At 54.4% G+C, this 14,714-nt stretch carries 14 protein-coding genes; 8 read left to right on the top strand and 6 right to left on the bottom strand.

The window, feature by feature from the left end:
• The first annotated feature begins 3 nt into the window (after positions 1-3).
• The 6 genes from FYZ48_RS00915 to FYZ48_RS00890 all read left to right on the top strand — a co-directional run bounded on the left by FYZ48_RS00915 (position 4) and on the right by FYZ48_RS00890 (position 6,647).
• Positions 4-1,128, top strand: coding sequence for a nucleotidyltransferase family protein (locus FYZ48_RS00915; protein WP_187781813.1), 1,125 nt, complete (start codon positions 4-6; stop codon positions 1,126-1,128).
• A 41-nt stretch (positions 1,129-1,169) separates the two neighbouring features.
• Positions 1,170-2,171 carry an SDR family NAD(P)-dependent oxidoreductase gene (locus FYZ48_RS00910; protein ID WP_149336575.1) on the top strand — a complete coding sequence of 334 codons (1,002 nt, stop codon included), beginning with the start codon at positions 1,170-1,172 and terminating at the stop codon, positions 2,169-2,171.
• A gap of 29 nt (positions 2,172-2,200) precedes the next feature.
• Positions 2,201-3,715, top strand: coding sequence for a murein biosynthesis integral membrane protein MurJ (gene murJ / locus FYZ48_RS00905; protein ID WP_187781812.1), 1,515 nt, complete (start codon positions 2,201-2,203; stop codon positions 3,713-3,715).
• On the top strand, positions 3,715-4,548 hold the full coding sequence (locus FYZ48_RS00900; protein WP_149336570.1) for an aldolase/citrate lyase family protein: 834 nt from the start codon (positions 3,715-3,717) through the stop codon (positions 4,546-4,548). Before murJ ends, FYZ48_RS00900 begins: the two co-directional genes overlap by 1 nt.
• 138 nt (positions 4,549-4,686) lie before the next feature.
• A complete protein-coding gene (locus FYZ48_RS00895; protein ID WP_149336568.1) occupies positions 4,687-5,631 on the top strand; it encodes a UDP-glucuronic acid decarboxylase family protein in 945 nt (314 codons plus the stop codon).
• Positions 5,628-6,647: an NAD-dependent epimerase/dehydratase family protein gene (locus FYZ48_RS00890; protein WP_149336566.1), complete on the top strand. Its 1,020-nt coding sequence runs from the start codon at positions 5,628-5,630 to the stop codon at positions 6,645-6,647. The genes FYZ48_RS00895 and FYZ48_RS00890 overlap by 4 nt, the downstream gene beginning before the upstream one ends.
• 51 nt (positions 6,648-6,698) lie before the next feature.
• Here the strand turns inward: FYZ48_RS00890 and FYZ48_RS00885 are convergent, their stop codons facing one another.
• From FYZ48_RS00885 to FYZ48_RS00870, 4 genes are all read right to left on the bottom strand, one after another.
• Positions 6,699-7,520, bottom strand: a complete 822-nt coding sequence (locus tag FYZ48_RS00885; protein WP_149336564.1) for a purine-nucleoside phosphorylase — start codon at positions 7,518-7,520, stop codon at positions 6,699-6,701.
• Positions 7,521-7,672: 152 nt separating this feature from the next.
• Positions 7,673-7,948: a hypothetical protein gene (locus FYZ48_RS29130; RefSeq protein WP_187781811.1), complete on the bottom strand. Its 276-nt coding sequence runs from the start codon at positions 7,946-7,948 to the stop codon at positions 7,673-7,675.
• A 472-nt stretch (positions 7,949-8,420) separates the two neighbouring features.
• Positions 8,421-9,467, bottom strand: a complete 1,047-nt coding sequence (arsS, locus tag FYZ48_RS00875; RefSeq protein WP_149336562.1) for an arsenosugar biosynthesis radical SAM (seleno)protein ArsS — start codon at positions 9,465-9,467, stop codon at positions 8,421-8,423.
• A gap of 62 nt (positions 9,468-9,529) precedes the next feature.
• Positions 9,530-10,708: a methyltransferase domain-containing protein gene (locus tag FYZ48_RS00870; protein WP_149336560.1), complete on the bottom strand. Its 1,179-nt coding sequence runs from the start codon at positions 10,706-10,708 to the stop codon at positions 9,530-9,532.
• 235 nt (positions 10,709-10,943) lie between these two features.
• Here FYZ48_RS00870 and FYZ48_RS00865 point away from each other — a divergent pair, with 235 nt between their 5' ends.
• Both FYZ48_RS00865 and FYZ48_RS00860 read left to right on the top strand, forming a co-directional pair.
• Positions 10,944-11,687, top strand: a complete 744-nt coding sequence (locus tag FYZ48_RS00865; protein WP_149336558.1) for a TIGR04283 family arsenosugar biosynthesis glycosyltransferase — start codon at positions 10,944-10,946, stop codon at positions 11,685-11,687.
• Positions 11,651-12,349, top strand: coding sequence for a TIGR04282 family arsenosugar biosynthesis glycosyltransferase (locus tag FYZ48_RS00860; RefSeq protein WP_149336556.1), 699 nt, complete (start codon positions 11,651-11,653; stop codon positions 12,347-12,349). Before FYZ48_RS00865 ends, FYZ48_RS00860 begins: the two co-directional genes overlap by 37 nt.
• Here the strand turns inward: FYZ48_RS00860 and FYZ48_RS00855 are convergent.
• Both FYZ48_RS00855 and FYZ48_RS00850 read right to left on the bottom strand, forming a co-directional pair.
• On the bottom strand, positions 12,319-13,167 hold the full coding sequence (locus FYZ48_RS00855; RefSeq protein WP_206752594.1) for a sulfite exporter TauE/SafE family protein: 849 nt from the start codon (positions 13,165-13,167) through the stop codon (positions 12,319-12,321). The two genes, FYZ48_RS00860 and FYZ48_RS00855, sit on opposite strands and share 31 nt — an antisense overlap.
• Before the next feature lie 86 nt (positions 13,168-13,253).
• On the bottom strand, positions 13,254-14,705 hold the full coding sequence (locus FYZ48_RS00850; RefSeq protein WP_149336551.1) for an MFS transporter: 1,452 nt from the start codon (positions 14,703-14,705) through the stop codon (positions 13,254-13,256).
• Positions 14,706-14,714 lie beyond the last annotated feature (9 nt).

Here is a 14,714-nt window from a genome sequence, read left to right as displayed (position 1 = left end):
GTTATGAATGATTGTCTGATCAGCGCATCTGCAGATATCAAAGAAGCAATTCGCGCCATCGAGGCTGGCAAGAAGGGGATCGCCGTGGTTGTCGATCCCGCGCAAAAGCTGCAGGGGGTCATTACCGATGGTGATGTGCGTCGCGGTTTGCTGGCTGGTCTTCGCCTGCAGGATTCTGTGACCCAGATCATGAACTGCCGGCCGACCAGGGCCGACGTGGCAATGCCCCAGTCATCACTCGTGGAACTGCTCGACTCCAGCGGTCTGGAAGCAATGCCACTGGTCGATGCCGAGAATCGCGTCGTCAAAGTCGTACTCTCTTCCGAGCTGACCCGTCGGACCGACACCGGGCAGGCAACGGGATACAGCTGTGCTCTCATCATGGCAGGAGGAGAAGGGCGGCGGCTGTTACCGCTCACAGAAAATCTTCCCAAGCCTCTGGTAGAAGTTGGTGGGATGCCATTGATCGAACGGCAGGTGCGTCGTCTGGCAACCGCAGGAGTGGAGCGAATTTATATCGCTGTGAACTACCTTGCTGAGATGATCGAATCGCATCTCGGTGATGGCAGCCGGTTCGGAACCGAGATCGTTTTTTTACGCGAGCGGGAAAAACTGGGAACCGCGGGAGCCCTGTCTCTGATTGAAGAGACTCCCGAAGGACCTTTGCTGCTGATGAATGGCGATGTCTTTACGTCAATCAATTATCAGTCACTGCTCGACTTTCATTTGAAACATGAGTCACTGCTCACGGTCGCTGCCATCGATTATCACGTTGAAATCCCTTATGGCGTGATTAAGACAGAAGGACCATTCGCTGTCCGACTGGAAGAAAAACCATCACAACAGTTTCTGTGTAATGCGGGAATCTATGCGCTCTCCCCGGAGGCCGTCAGTCAGGTCCCGCGTGATCAGCCCTATAACATGACCGACCTGATCGAGTCGAACCTCTCCAGTCAACCGGGGGTTGCCGTGTTTCCAGTGCATGAATACTGGTCGGACATCGGAACTCATGCCGAGCTGGACAAGGCACGTACTGAACTCAAACTGGCCCGCGAAACCCTGGATGGGCCGGACCAGGACGACGAGAGTGCCGTCCATCTGCAGTTGAATCAGCGCCGGGCTGCCTGAATATCACCCAAACGTCATAAAACATCAAAAGAAACAAATCAATGTCAGAGTCGTTATCAGGAAAACAAACGCTGGTCACCGGCGCAGATGGCTTTATTGGAAGCCATCTGGTTGAGCAGCTCGTCCAGGCGGGAGCCCGTGTGCGTGCGCTCGTGTATTACAATTCCTGGAATCAGATCGGCTGGTTGAACGATGTCACTCCCGAGGTCCTGAAAAATGTGGAAATCATTCAGGGCGATATTCGCGATGCTGAACGGATTCAACTGGCAGTCGCAGACTGTGAATATGTGTTTCACCTCTCGAGCCTGATTGCAATTCCATACAGCTACGTTGCCGCGCGGTCGTATGTGGATACGAATATCACTGGTGCCTTAAATGTGCTGCAGGCCTGTCGTAATTCTGACAGGCTCACGCGACTCGTGCATGTCTCGACTTCCGAGGTCTACGGGACCGCTCAGACCGTTCCCATTGATGAGCAGCATCCCCTGGTGGGACAGTCTCCTTATTCTGCCAGTAAAATTGGTGCGGACAAAATGGCTGAGAGTTTTTATCTCTCCTTCGAACTGCCCGTGGTGACTGCCCGACCTTTTAATACCTTTGGTCCCCGCCAGACCGCCCGCGCGGTGATTCCAACCATCGCCAGCCAGTTGCAGGCCGGTTGCAGCGAATTAAAACTGGGGGCCCTGGCACCCACCCGTGATTTCAACTTCGCGACGGATACCGCGGCCGGCATGATCTCGCTGGCTCTCTGTCCACAGGCGGAAGGTGAGGTTGTGAATATCGGTAGTGGCGAAGAGTGGTCGATTGAAGAGACCGCGCAAATGCTGATGGAAGTCACGGGGAAAGAGGTCCCCATCATCTGTGACGAAGATCGGATTCGCCCCGAAAAAAGTGAAGTCAATCGCCTGCTGGCGGACAATTCCAAAATTCAAAAACTGACCGGCTGGCAATCGCAGGTCTCATTTAAAGACGGTCTGGCCGCGACCGCAGAATGGATCGGACGCAACTTACAATATTTCAATGCGGAACGTTATTCCATTTAAGTAATTCACCTCTTTCAGATAAGAAGACTATGTCACGTTCTGTTTCCATCTCAGCACTGTTTGTCGCCATCGCCATGATTCTCGGGCGGTTGACCGGCCTGCTGCGCGTGCTGGGACTGGCCACGGTTCTGGGGGTTTCCTATGCGAACGACCTGGCCGTGTTAATTATATCCGTACCAGACTTTTTGAACTCCATGCTGATTGGCGGGGCGATGGCAGCGGTCCTCGTTCCTGAAATACATCGGCGTAATCAGGCAGACTCCGGTCAGACAGCCAGCCAGTTGATTGTACAGACGATGGTCGTTGTTGCTGCTATTTCCGGAATCCTGGCGTTGATTCTGGCAGCACTGGCTCCCTGGTTTACCCAGGGGCTCGCATCCGGATTTTCGGTGGCGCAGATCAGTCAGGCCAGCCCACTGATTGTGGTCGTCTTGTGGGCCTTCCCGATCTCGGCGGTTACGGCGGTTACCGGCGCCGTTTTGCAGTCTCAGCATAAACCTCTGGTACCCGCGTATGGCAATCTGTTTTTTAACCTGATCGTCATTCTGGCGATTCTATTCTGGGTCACCGCGGATCAGCTTCAGATCCTGGCCTGGGCGGTGGTCGCTGCGGCCCTGTTCCGCCTGGTGACACAAATGGTTCCCTGTCTGTTCCAGGGTACCCTGCGGGGCGGGTTACAGAATTTACTGAAATTCGAAACGCTCGACCGGCGACTGCTGGTCAAATATTTTCAGGCGCTGACCGCCATTGGTCTGGTGATCGCGTTTCCTGTGGTTTCGCGCTCCTTCGCTTCTGCCTATACGGGGGGGATCAGCCTGTTCGAATACGCCCAGAAACTGGTGGAATTACCGCGGGGACTGCTGGGAGCGATTCTGACAATGGTCATTTTCCCTCGGTTAAGCCATGCTTTTGCCGAAGGGAAGTCAGACGACGGTTCCCGCATGATCAGCCAGGCCTCGGGTCTGATCCTGCTGATCTCAATTCCTGTGACAGTAGTGATTTACGGCTGCGCTGAACCTATGATCTCTTTTCTGTTTCAGCGCGGGCAGTTTTCCGCATATGATGTCGCACGGACAGCGGAATTATTGCAGATCGCAATTTTAGCGATGCCGGCCCTGATTATGTCCATTTTGACGATGGATGTCTTCTATGCCCGTCACGAAACCATGATTCCTTTTAAGTTCAGCCTGATTTCTCTGGTATGTCTGGTGGTATTTTCGCTGATTTTACGTACTTTCATGGGGATTTCCGGCGTCATGCTCGCGTTCGTGCTGACCAGCTGGTTTCATTTTCTGATGCTGACTGTCGGGCTGTATCTGAAAATGCGGGTTTCTGTCATTGAAGGGGTCAATTTAAAACATTGTGCCGCATTGGTTCTGCTGACATTCTCAGGAATCACCTTTTCCGCTATGATGTTAAGAGTGATTACGGAACCGGTAATGCTGGTTATCTATTCGGGATTCGTGGGATTATTCTGCTTTGGGGCCGTGTTGGTGATCCTGAAGAATCACCTCCCGCGTTTCCACAGGAAGCTGTCTTTATAATGAAGTATCTATATATCACCGATTGCCCTGAGATCGCAAAGTACGTAGATCAGTGCGGGGTGGATCGTATATTCATTGACCTGGAACTGCTCGGCAAGGTCGATCGACAGGGAGACAGAGATACTGTCATTTCTCATCACCGCGTGGAAAATATCTCTCGCGTAAAACAGGTGGTAAATCAGGCGGAAGTTTTGGTCCGGGTCAATCCGTTGAATCCCAATTCAGCCGAGGAGATTGAGCAGGTCATCGAGCAGGGAGCCGATGCCCTGATGCTGCCCATGTTCCGTTCGGTAGAAGAAATCGAGTGGTTCTGTGATCGCGTCAATTCACGGGCTCAGGTTGTGCCGCTCGTGGAGACTGTTGGTGCGATGGACCAGCTCGATCAGATCGTACAATTGCCGGGGGTCTCTCAGGTACACATCGGTCTGAATGATCTGCACCTCGACCTGGAGCTCAAATTCATGTTTGAGCTGATGTCCAACGGCATGGTGGAAGAAATGGCAGCCATCTGTCGCGAGGCGAATGTCCCCTTCGGAATTGGTGGGATATCGACCATGGACACCGGCCTGGTTTCCGGCCGCCTGGTATTATCCGAACATGCTCGCCTGGGTTCAGAGTGGGTGATTCTGTCTCGTTCATTTCATCAACTGGCGCACAGCCTGCAGGAACTTCAGGAAAAGATCGACCTGCCTCTGGAGCTGGAGAAAGTTGATCAGCATTTTACAGAGCTGCTCAAGCGGTCTGATTTTGAAATTGAACAGGATAAACAGACACTTTACCATGCGATCAATCAGGTGGCACGCGATGAACTGTCCGAGCGAAACGCCTCCTGAGAGAGACTCACTCGCATGCTCCGCGAGTTTGAAAATGTCACGTGCAGTAAAATCCGCCCCAGCCGGGGTTTCAACAAATCTGTGAACTTCCAGATTCTCTATGCAATTCTCATTCAACCTGAAGGATGATAGCGACTGATGAATTCCGTATTAGTAACCGGCGGTGCCGGCTTTCTGGGAAGCCACTTGTGTGATCGGCTGATCGAGCAGGGGAAGAATGTGATTTGTGTGGATAATTTCTTCACGGGGAATAAACGGAACATCGCTCATCTGATCGGCCATCCCCGATTTGAAGTGATCCGCCACGATATCGTGCATCCGATCTACCTCGAAGTGAATGAGATTTACAATCTCGCCTGTCCCGCTTCTCCGGTTGCCTATCAGTATAACCCCATCAAAACGATCAAAACCTCAACCGTGGGTATGGTGAACGTGCTCGGTCTGGCAAAACGCTGCCGGGCCAAAGTCCTGCACGCTTCCACTTCTGAAGTCTACGGTGATCCAACAGTCCATCCCCAGGTGGAAGAGTACTGGGGCAATGTGAATCCCCTCGGACCGCGGAGCTGTTATGACGAAGGGAAACGCATCGCGGAATCGCTGTGCATCAATTATCACCATTCCCACAAGGTTCCCATTCGTATCGTTCGGATATTCAATACTTATGGACCGCGGATGGATCCCAATGACGGTCGCGTGATCTCCAACTTTATCAACCAGGCATTACGGGGCGAACCGATCACAATCTATGGTGACGGTCAGCAGACCCGTTCCTTCTGTTACGTCGATGACCTGATCAGCGGTTTTCTGAAGATGATGGAGCAGGAAGAGACCATCGGTCCGGTGAACCTCGGTAATCCGGTAGAGAACACGATGCTCGAACTGGCCGAAGCAGTCCTGGAGCATGTGGATTCTTCTTCCAAACTGATCCATGAACCACTGCCTCAGGATGATCCCAAGCAGCGCTGTCCTGATATCACAAAAGCCAAATCGATTCTGAAATGGGAACCGCAGGTTTCTCTGAAAGAAGGTCTGGGTAAAACCGTCGAGTACTATCGGCAACTGATGGATCAGGAATCAGCATGAGTCAGATTCTGGTGACAGGTGCGGCTGGATTCATCGGATTCCACGTTACATCTCAACTGCTCGCGCAGGGCCATCGGGTTACGGGCATTGATAACCTCAACAGTCACTACTCAGTACAGTTGAAGCAGGACCGTCTCCAGGTCTTACAGAAGTCCGATCAGTTCGAGTTCGCAGAAATTGACCTGGTGGACGTTGCCGCCTTTGATCAACTGTTTGAGCAGCAGCAGTTTGATAAGGTGATTCATCTGGCGGCAGAAGTCGGGGTCCGTAATTCCCTGCTCAAACCGCTGGAGTATGTTCAGAGTAATGTAGTCGGGTTTGTGAATCTGCTCGAGCATTGTCGTAAAGGTCAGGTGCAGCACCTGGTCTATGCCTCGTCCAGCTCGGTCTACGGTGCGAATAAAAAGACGCCGTATGCCACGCACGATCCGGTTGACCATCCGGTCAGTCTGTATGCCGCTACCAAGCGGGCTGATGAACTCATCGCTCACAGTTACAGTCATCTGTATGATCTGCCCACAACCGGCCTGCGGTTCTTCACCGTTTACGGACCCTGGGGCCGTCCCGACATGGCAGTGCACATTTTCACGAAAGCCATTCTGGAAGGTACCCCGATCAAGGTTTTCAATCACGGGAACCTGAAACGCGATTTCACCTATGTCGATGATATCGTGGCTGGTGTCCTGGGCGTACTCGAACAGATTCCGGAACGCAGCACTTTTGCAGCGGAGCTCACTCCCCAGGAACGGGACCGGCAGACCGAAGCCCCTTACCGACTGTATAACATTGGTAATCACCAGCCAGTCGACCTGTCGCGTCTCATCGAAGTGATTGAGCAGCGTGTAGGGAAACCGGCGATTCGTGAAAACTACCCGATGCAGCCCGGCGATGTTCTGGAGACCTACGCTGATATTTCTGAGCTGCAGCAGGCAACCGGTTTTGCCCCTGCAACTTCCATTGAAGCAGGCATCGATCGCTTCGTGGAATGGTACCTGTCCTATTATGGCACTTCATAGGGATAGCACTTTACCGGGCGATCAGATGCAGGTCAGACGCTTCGCGTCAGTCTAGATCTGTTCGATAATCCGTGGGATCAGTCGGGCGAGTTTCGCGCCACCCTCGGCAGCCACAGCCAGAATCTTGCTGATGTCGACCGGCTCCAGGGCATCGGGCAGACACAGGTCTGTCACAACGGACAATCCCAGCACCCGCATCGAGGCGTGATTGGCCACAATGCATTCTGGCACCGTTGACATGCCCACACAGTCCGCTCCCATTAACCGCAACATCCGGTATTCAGCCCGCGTTTCCAGGTTCGGCCCTGCGACCGCCACAAAAACACCGGTTTGCGTACGGATCTGCAGTTCCAGTGCCGCCTGCTCGGCGACCTTGATCAATTCCTGATCGTACGGCGCAGACATGTCCGGAAAGCGAATGCCCAGCCGGTCATCGTTCACGCCTCTTAGAGGATTGTCACCCATCAGGTTGATCTGATCTTCGATGATCATGATGTCAGCCAGCCGGTACTGAGGATTCATTCCGCCGGACGCGTTGGTCACGATCAGTGTGTCCACTCCCAGAGCCTGCATCACGCGGACCGGGAAGGTGACTTCCTTCATCGAGTAGCCTTCATAGAAATGAAAGCGGCCTTCCATCGCTACCAGCGGTTTTCCATCCAGGCTTCCAAACACCAGCTGCCCGGCATGCGATTCAACTGTCGAACGCGGGAAGTGTGGGATTTCCTGGTAAGGAATGGTGACGTCCTGTTCGATCTGTTTGGTGAAGTCGCCCAGGCCGGTACCCAGAATCAGACCGATGCGTGGTTTTTGATTGATCCGGGTATTGAGAAATTCGATGGCATCGTTGACTTGTTCAACCAATCCCTGCATGTCATGTTCTTTCGGTGAAGGTCTTGAGGAGGCCGATTGAAGCGACGAAACTCGCAGGCTGATAGAAGAGTCAAATGCGTGCCGCTCTCTGGAAGGTAGCAGAGCCAGGCTCGCGGAGCAACCACGAGCCTCCCAGCTGATTCAGAAACGACTTAGAACATATCGTCGTCATCATCGAAATCATCGTCTTCGAAGTCGTCGTCTTCGAAATCATCGTCTTCTTCATCATCGAAGTCGTCGTCCTCTTCTTCATCGTCGTCGTCGAATTCATCATCGTCATCGAATTCATCGTCGTCGATATCTTCGAGGTCATCAAAGCCAATGTTTTCTTCATCATCGTCTAGCGAAAAGAAAACGATGGGGAGCTTATCCGAGAACGTTTCAAGCTCTTCAGTGGATTCGGTATGAAGGGAATCAGCTAATAACACAGTTACATCCTCGTGATTTCGTTGTATGTGCTTTCCAGGTCTCTAAACGATTATTTAACGGTTGGGGGTCCGTTGTGAGTTACCCCCAAAGGAGGCAAGTCAACACACGGAAGTGCTGATCCAGCAGGGATTCTACGAAATCTGCCAGCCGCAATTATTCCCTTTATTTTATTTATTTTGCTTTGTCAAGTGCGAAAAAAATGAACTGAAAATATATAGAACTATTTCCGTCTGAGCGGTGGAATCACATGAGGAAAAAATCGTCGATTTGCACCATCAGAGCAAAAAAAATGGGCCGGATACTGCCAGTTTCCGGGCGGGGAATCTGTAGTGATAAGATGAATAGCGGGAAGAGATGCCCCTTAGTCAGCGGAGCCTGGATTCATCGAATCTTCAAAGGAATTTCATACCCGTCTCCAGGCATAATTTCGCCAGTCAAACCTGGTCGGGGGAGGTCTTGAGGAACCCCGTTTCAGCCCGGATTCAGAGCCCCGCCACAGCTCGATCCCGCCCCGGCTGTACAGCCAAAACAGTGCCGCTGAGTCACGATGGGGCGATCCTCCAGAGATCCATAATCAAAATCTCGGATATGTCTCTGTCGGGGCGGTGAGACGGGAAGCGCGAGCATCTGGTTGAAATCACAGTCGTAGAGATACCCCTCCCAGTCGACCGAGATCAGCGAGCGGCACATGACCCCCGGGACGGTCTCCGGGTTAAATGCCTGGACCAGCCGCGACATATACTCTTCCAGTCGCTCCTGCGCAACCAGTTCGCTTAAATAACGGCTGATGGGCATGTTGGTGATCGTAATCAGGTTCGTAAACTCGATGCCAAACCGCGAACGCAGTTGCTCCCGGTAGGCGGATTCGAGCTGTCCCTGATCGGGGGGCAGGGAGTGTCCGACCGGGTTATAGACCAGCGTAAGTTTCAGGGGGGATTCGGGAGCCCCATAACCCACTTCATTGAGTTGTTTCAGGGCCTGGATCGATTTCTGAAACGCACCATCGCCCCGCTGGGCATCAGTATTCTCTTCCAGGTAGCAGGGCAGGGAGGCGACAATCTCGACTTCGTGCTCCGCCAGGAATTCCGGGAGATCCCGATAGCCCGGAGCGAGCAGAATGGTCAGATTGCAGCGATCGATGATCCGTTTGCCCATCTCGCGACCACGTCTGACCATCAGCCGAAAATGGGGATTCATCTCCGGAGCGCCCCCCGTCAGATCCAGGGTCTGGAAGCCGGGATGTGCCAGGGCGCGTAGACAGTGCTCGACGTTCTCAATCTGCATAATCTCCCTGCGGTCCGGACCGGCGTCCACATGGCAGTGCTCGCACGTCATGTTGCACAATCGTCCGAGGTTGACCTGCAGCGTTTCCAGTGTCTGGGCCTGCAGCAGCGGGAGTTGATGCGTTTCAAGCTGCGCATCAAACGTCGGCACCTGGTCCTGAGCAGCGAGAATCTTTAACTGCTCGCGTGGATCAGCCAGTTTGCTCTGTTGTCGCAGCAGGGTGAGTGAAGGCATAAACGTTCCCGATCTTCCGTTTTCGTCTCTAGGTTATATCTTCCGAGGAGCAAGTCATCAGGTCAGCAGCAGCCACCGTCCGGGGTACAGCAGGAGTCCAGAATCTGGGTGGTCAGATCAAAACCCTTGCCTTTGGTTTCCCGGGGATCCCGAATCGCATTCCGGCGACAGTCCATCTCGGTCGCCTGTTCCAGTGGAATATCCTGGTAAGGTTCCACCGGGAGGAACTGTCCCGCATAGGGGGCCTGCTGCAGCAGGTTGAATGTTTTATCGCAGACCGCGATCCGCTGCCCGCGGAAGTAGAGGTGACCGTCGTCGTCTTCCACTTTTTTGAACGGACCGCGATAAATCAAAGCTTGATTGCGCTCCAGACAGGGCCCCTGTTTCCCCTTGTAAGCGGAGACGGTGACCGAACGGAACTCAATCCCGTTAACGGTTTGCCAGGGCTGCTCTTCGCGTTTGAGAATTTCCATCCCGTGGAAGCCGGCCGCTTCGAAGGCCGCCAGGAACGCATCTTCCCGAAACGCGCCCGAGATGCAACCCGACCAGAGCGTCGGATCATCGCGCATCTCCTGGGGCACATCTTCATCGCAGACGATATCGCTGATCACCGCTTTACCGCCCCGCTTCAATACCCGAAAGACTTCCTGCAGCAACTGAGCCCGGTCCGCTTCCCGCACCAGGTTCAACACGCAGTTGGAGACGACGCAGTCGACGCTCTCGTCCGCGATCAGGGGCGATTCACTGCGCAGTCGCTGTTCCAGATCACGCAGTTCCAGCCAGCGTGCCTGACTGTCGATCGGGCTGTGGGCCAGTTCCTGGTTAAGCAGGTCGAGGTCCAGCTGCAGATCCTGAATCAGGCCACAGCGAAATTCCACGTTCGCATATCCCAGTTCTTCAGCAACCGGCTGCTGATACTTTCGCGCCAGCGCCAGCATTTCTGCATTGCAGTCCACGCCGATCACCCGTCCCTCCGGGCCGACAATCTGGGAAGCGATATAACAGATCTTGCCGCCCCCCGATCCCAGGTCGAGGACCGTGTCTCCCGGGGAAATGTAGGGTGACGGATCTCCGCAGCCGTAATCTTTTTCGAGAATTTCTTCCGGGATGATCGACAGATAGGCGGGGTTGTATTGTACCGGGCAGCAGAGTGACTGTTCGCGTTCGTGTGCCGCACTGGCATAGCGATTGTAAACCGAGGCCTCTTCGGTCGACTGCTGTCGCGTATTGACTGAGTTCATAGCGTTGCGTTTTCCTTTCCGGTTCGCCGAAACAGCGAGAGGAAGTTCCAATCAGGGGGTGTACCTGTTTCTCAGGCTCCTACAGTATAATCGACGGCGGGAAATCGATAAACATTCCCTTTCCCCTCAACAGGCGACTTCTGGATGTTTCCAGCATGGACTATGATGACGTTCCAGGCTGTGAAGCACCTCACATTTTCCGATTCCCTCTTCAAAAAAGAGTTCCTTCCGCACCATGGATTCTGCAGCAGCGCTTTCCGTCGTGATCCCGATCCTCCAGGGGGATGCATCCTGGCGTGACCTGCTGCCCGATTTGAGTGCGTTTTCGGAGTCAACCGAGTTTCTGTTTGTCTCAAATGGGCCTCCGCCCGCTGACTGGAAGACGCTGCTGCAGGCATCCCCACTCCGGAAGCAATGTCGCTGGCAGCAGACAGCAATCGGTCGGGCAGTGCAGATGAACGAGGGAGCCGTGCTGGCCCAGCAGCATTTTATTTTGTTTCTGCACGCCGATTCGCGTCTGCCTGCACACAGCGTTTCCAGACTGATCGAGTCCCTGCAAACGGACCCAGCAGCAGTGCATTATTTTAATCTGCGGTTTGAAGCTCAGAGTTTTTTTCTGATGCACGTCAATCGCTGGGGCGTCTGGTTTCGCTCGCATCTTCTGGGAATGCCCTTTGGAGATCAGGGGCTCTGCCTGGAGAAGGAAGCCTTTCATTCGCTGGGCGGGTTTGACGAATCAGCGGCTTACGGCGAAGATCATCTATTGGTCTGGAAAGCCCGTCAGGCGGGACTGCGACTGAAATGCACGGGGGCAGACATTGCCACGAGCGCCCGTAAATATCGGGAGCGGGGCTGGCTCAAGGTCACACTCCAGCACCTCTGGCTCACGGCCTGCCAGGCGACACCCCAATTCTTTTTACTGATGAAAGCACGGATTCGAGCATGGTTTCACGGCAAGGCGCAATCGCCGTCTTTGTAAAGACCCCGGGTTATTCCCCGTTAAAAACGAGACTGGCGGCCGACATCGGACAGCAGTCAGCCGAGCAGTTCCATACACGTTCCGCCCGGGCGGTGCAGGCAGTGGTAGCAGCAGTCTCAGAGGAGAGACAGGTCGTTCCCTACTGGGCAGTCGCAGAACCGACGGCTTGCGACGCGCCCCTCTGGCACGATTTCACAACGATCCCTCAGGGAGCAGGGGGACTGGGAGATCGACTGGCCCACGTCAATCAACGCTTGCTGGAACAGCACGCGTTCGTGATTTTTCTCGGTGCAGATGCGCCGCAATTGTCATGTGAGATCCTGCTGGAAGCAATTGGGATCCTCGATCAGCCTGCAGCACCTCCCCGTTTCGTCCTGGGACCCGCCGCAGATGGGGGCTTCTATCTGTTTGGGACGCGGGTCTGCCTGGACGAACAACTCTGGAACAGTGTGCCTTACAGCGTAAGCGAGACCTCGTCAGTTCTTTGTGAACGGCTGCAATCTTGGGGAGCCGTGCATCAGCTGCCCCAATTGACCGATGTGGATACGATTACAGACCTGCCTGCACTCATTCAGGAACTGCTGCAGCTGGAAACCCGGTTGCCTGCCCAGCAGCAGCTGCTGGAGTGGCTTCAGGGGGACGATTTTTCCGGGAAGGTCTGAATCTTCGGTTGGCCATCGCCCGGTTCGATGATTTCCACCATCGGAGGTTCATCTTCTGTAGGAACCGCCGGCTTGCCCTGGATCAGCATATACAGCGAACTGACCGCCAGCAGTAAGAGCAGGCATCGTTTAAACAATACCGGATTGATTTTGGGGCCCAGCATCAGGCCCAGTTTGGTACCCAGAAAGACAAAGGGAACAATCACCGCGGTCGTCACCAGCACGGGGAGTGTGGCGAAGCCCATCAGAGCCAGACCGATGGCCCGCGAAATCGAAATCATGATGAAGAAGCCGAAGATGAATCCCTTGTATTGTTCCTGCGTCCAGGGCTGGCGAATCGCATAGATCACAATCGGCGGCCCCGCGATACTCGTCGATCCCGCCAGGAAACCGCTGCAAAACCCGGCGAATGTGCTCCACACCGAAGAGGCTTTCTGCGGCCCTTCGTCAACATGCACTGGCTTTTGAAAGAAGCCGTCGACCACGATCAGCAGGATCACCAGCCCGGTGCCCCGTACCAGGTAATCCAGATCGATCAGGGTGAATGTCAGCAGCCCCAGGGGGAGTCCCACCAGCGAACCGATGATGGCTCCCGCCAGCAGTTTCAGGTTCGAATGCCTGCGGTAAGCCCAGAACGTCCAGATTACCGGCAGCACAATGCTGTAAGCCACGATCAGGTTGGCTTCGCGAAAGTTGAGTAACAGAGGCAGCACCGCCATCGCCACGATGGCATAACCGAAGCCAATAATTCCCTGGATCAATGCAGAACAGAAAACAGCAGCGAGGACGAATAACCACAACTGTGGATCAGAAAACATCATTAGATTTAGCTACGTAATAATGAGCCATGCCGCCAGCATGGCTCTGTCAGGCAAGAGTGAGCGCAGGCAGGGAGCAGACAGAACTATTCCATCAGCTCGCTGCCTTTGGTTTCACGGGCAAAGTAGGGCAGAATTGCACCGACGATGTACAGCATGCTCAGAATTGTTGCTGTCTGTGCCAGTGAATAGCCCCAGTCCTTCTGCATCCAGCCCCCGATGAACAGGATCGGTGCTGCCAGGATACGACCGGCATTAAAGCAGAAGCCGGTACCAGTGCCCCGCATACGGGTGGGATAAAGTTCGGGGAAGTATATCGCATAACCGGCGTGCATGCCGAGTGTCAGAAAACCAAACACAGGCAGGAAGCAGCCGATCACGGTCGCATTATGAAATACCTGGAACAGCAGTAAGGAACTGATCAGCCCGCCAACGTGAAACAGGAAAAATGCCCCCCGGCGTCCGACCCATTCGCAGATCGGACCGAATGCCAGCAGCCCCAGTCCACCGCCCGTCGTCGCCAGGAACATTCCCAGCATCTCCCAGCGTTTGAGGGGCGCCTTGATCGTTTCCAGGTATGCCTTGCTTTCATCGGGAGAGATTTCAGCCTGTCCGGGGAACTGTTCGGCGAGGTAGTCCGCCTGAACGGCATTCAAAAATGCATTCTTTCCATAGATGTGCACACCCCAGAACGTGGCCAGCCCGATCGCGGCCAGCAGCACGCCGATGCAGGTCCCCTTAACATACTCGGGTAACATCAGGTCCATGATGGAGCCCAGCTTCTTGCCTTCACCGTCGTGCGAAGCCTCCTGGGCCTGTTGCCAGGATTCCGGCTCGTGCATCGAACGTCGGATCCAGATGATCAGAAACGAGGGGATCACGCCTAATGCGAAGCCCACACGCCAGGGCATGCTGGGCATGCCGGCTTCTTTGGCATACTCCAAGATGCGCTCGTTACCAATAATGAACGCCCCCGCCAGAATCGCGAGGTAAGTTCCCAGCACACTGGAAGCGTGGAAGATACTCCCCACGCGGGCTCGTGCTTTCGGCGGGAAAGATTCCGCTACCAGGGTACTCGCCACCGCCCATTCGCCCCCCACACCGAGGGCCACGAGAAAGCGGAACCCGGCCAACTGCCACCATTCCTGTGACAACGCCGAGAGACAGGTAAAGAACGAATAGAACAGAATCGTCAGCGACATTGTTTTTTTGCGGCCGATGCGGTCGCTCAAGGCACCAAAGGCAATCCCCCCCAGCGCACCACCGATCAGGAAGGCGCCGAGCGCGATATTGTTATAGAGTGCCTTGCGTCCCGAGATCTCTTTCTCGTGTGCCTCTACTTTCTGGGGATTCTGGAGTTCCTCCTCACTCAGCGGCTCAACCCGGATCAGTGAAGGCATTGCCTCGTTCATGCTGGCGACGAAGATCTGGCCTTCGAACACATCGAAGACCCAGCCCAGCGAAGCAATAATCAACACGAGCCACTGGTAACGGGAAATGCCGTGATACCATTTTTCTTCTTTGAGTTCGTCTTGCATCAGGCTGGT

The organism is Gimesia chilikensis (assembly GCF_008329715.1).
GTDB lineage: Bacteria > Planctomycetota > Planctomycetia > Planctomycetales > Planctomycetaceae > Gimesia > Gimesia chilikensis.
The sequence above is the reverse complement of the archived record's forward strand: the minus strand, read 5'-3'. Positions and strand labels throughout refer to the sequence as shown.

Bases quoted from the DNA above. Each gene is read 5' to 3' on its own strand.
- FYZ48_RS00915 (WP_187781813.1), top strand. From the start codon at position 4: ATGAATGATTGTCTGATCAGCGCATCTGCAGATATCAAAGAAGCAATT.
- FYZ48_RS00910 (WP_149336575.1), top strand. From the start codon at position 1,170: ATGTCAGAGTCGTTATCAGGAAAACAAACGCTGGTCACCGGCGCAGAT.
- murJ (WP_187781812.1), top strand. From the start codon at position 2,201: ATGTCACGTTCTGTTTCCATCTCAGCACTGTTTGTCGCCATCGCCATG.
- FYZ48_RS00900 (WP_149336570.1), top strand. From the start codon at position 3,715: ATGAAGTATCTATATATCACCGATTGCCCTGAGATCGCAAAGTACGTA.
- FYZ48_RS00895 (WP_149336568.1), top strand. From the start codon at position 4,687: ATGAATTCCGTATTAGTAACCGGCGGTGCCGGCTTTCTGGGAAGCCAC.
- FYZ48_RS00890 (WP_149336566.1), top strand. From the start codon at position 5,628: ATGAGTCAGATTCTGGTGACAGGTGCGGCTGGATTCATCGGATTCCAC.
- FYZ48_RS00885 (WP_149336564.1), bottom strand. From the start codon at position 7,520: ATGCAGGGATTGGTTGAACAAGTCAACGATGCCATCGAATTTCTCAAT.
- arsS (WP_149336562.1), bottom strand. From the start codon at position 9,467: ATGCCTTCACTCACCCTGCTGCGACAACAGAGCAAACTGGCTGATCCA.
- FYZ48_RS00870 (WP_149336560.1), bottom strand. From the start codon at position 10,708: ATGAACTCAGTCAATACGCGACAGCAGTCGACCGAAGAGGCCTCGGTT.
- FYZ48_RS00865 (WP_149336558.1), top strand. From the start codon at position 10,944: ATGGATTCTGCAGCAGCGCTTTCCGTCGTGATCCCGATCCTCCAGGGG.
- FYZ48_RS00860 (WP_149336556.1), top strand. From the start codon at position 11,651: ATGGTTTCACGGCAAGGCGCAATCGCCGTCTTTGTAAAGACCCCGGGT.
- FYZ48_RS00855 (WP_206752594.1), bottom strand. From the start codon at position 13,167: ATGTTTTCTGATCCACAGTTGTGGTTATTCGTCCTCGCTGCTGTTTTC.
- FYZ48_RS00850 (WP_149336551.1), bottom strand. From the start codon at position 14,705: ATGCAAGACGAACTCAAAGAAGAAAAATGGTATCACGGCATTTCCCGT.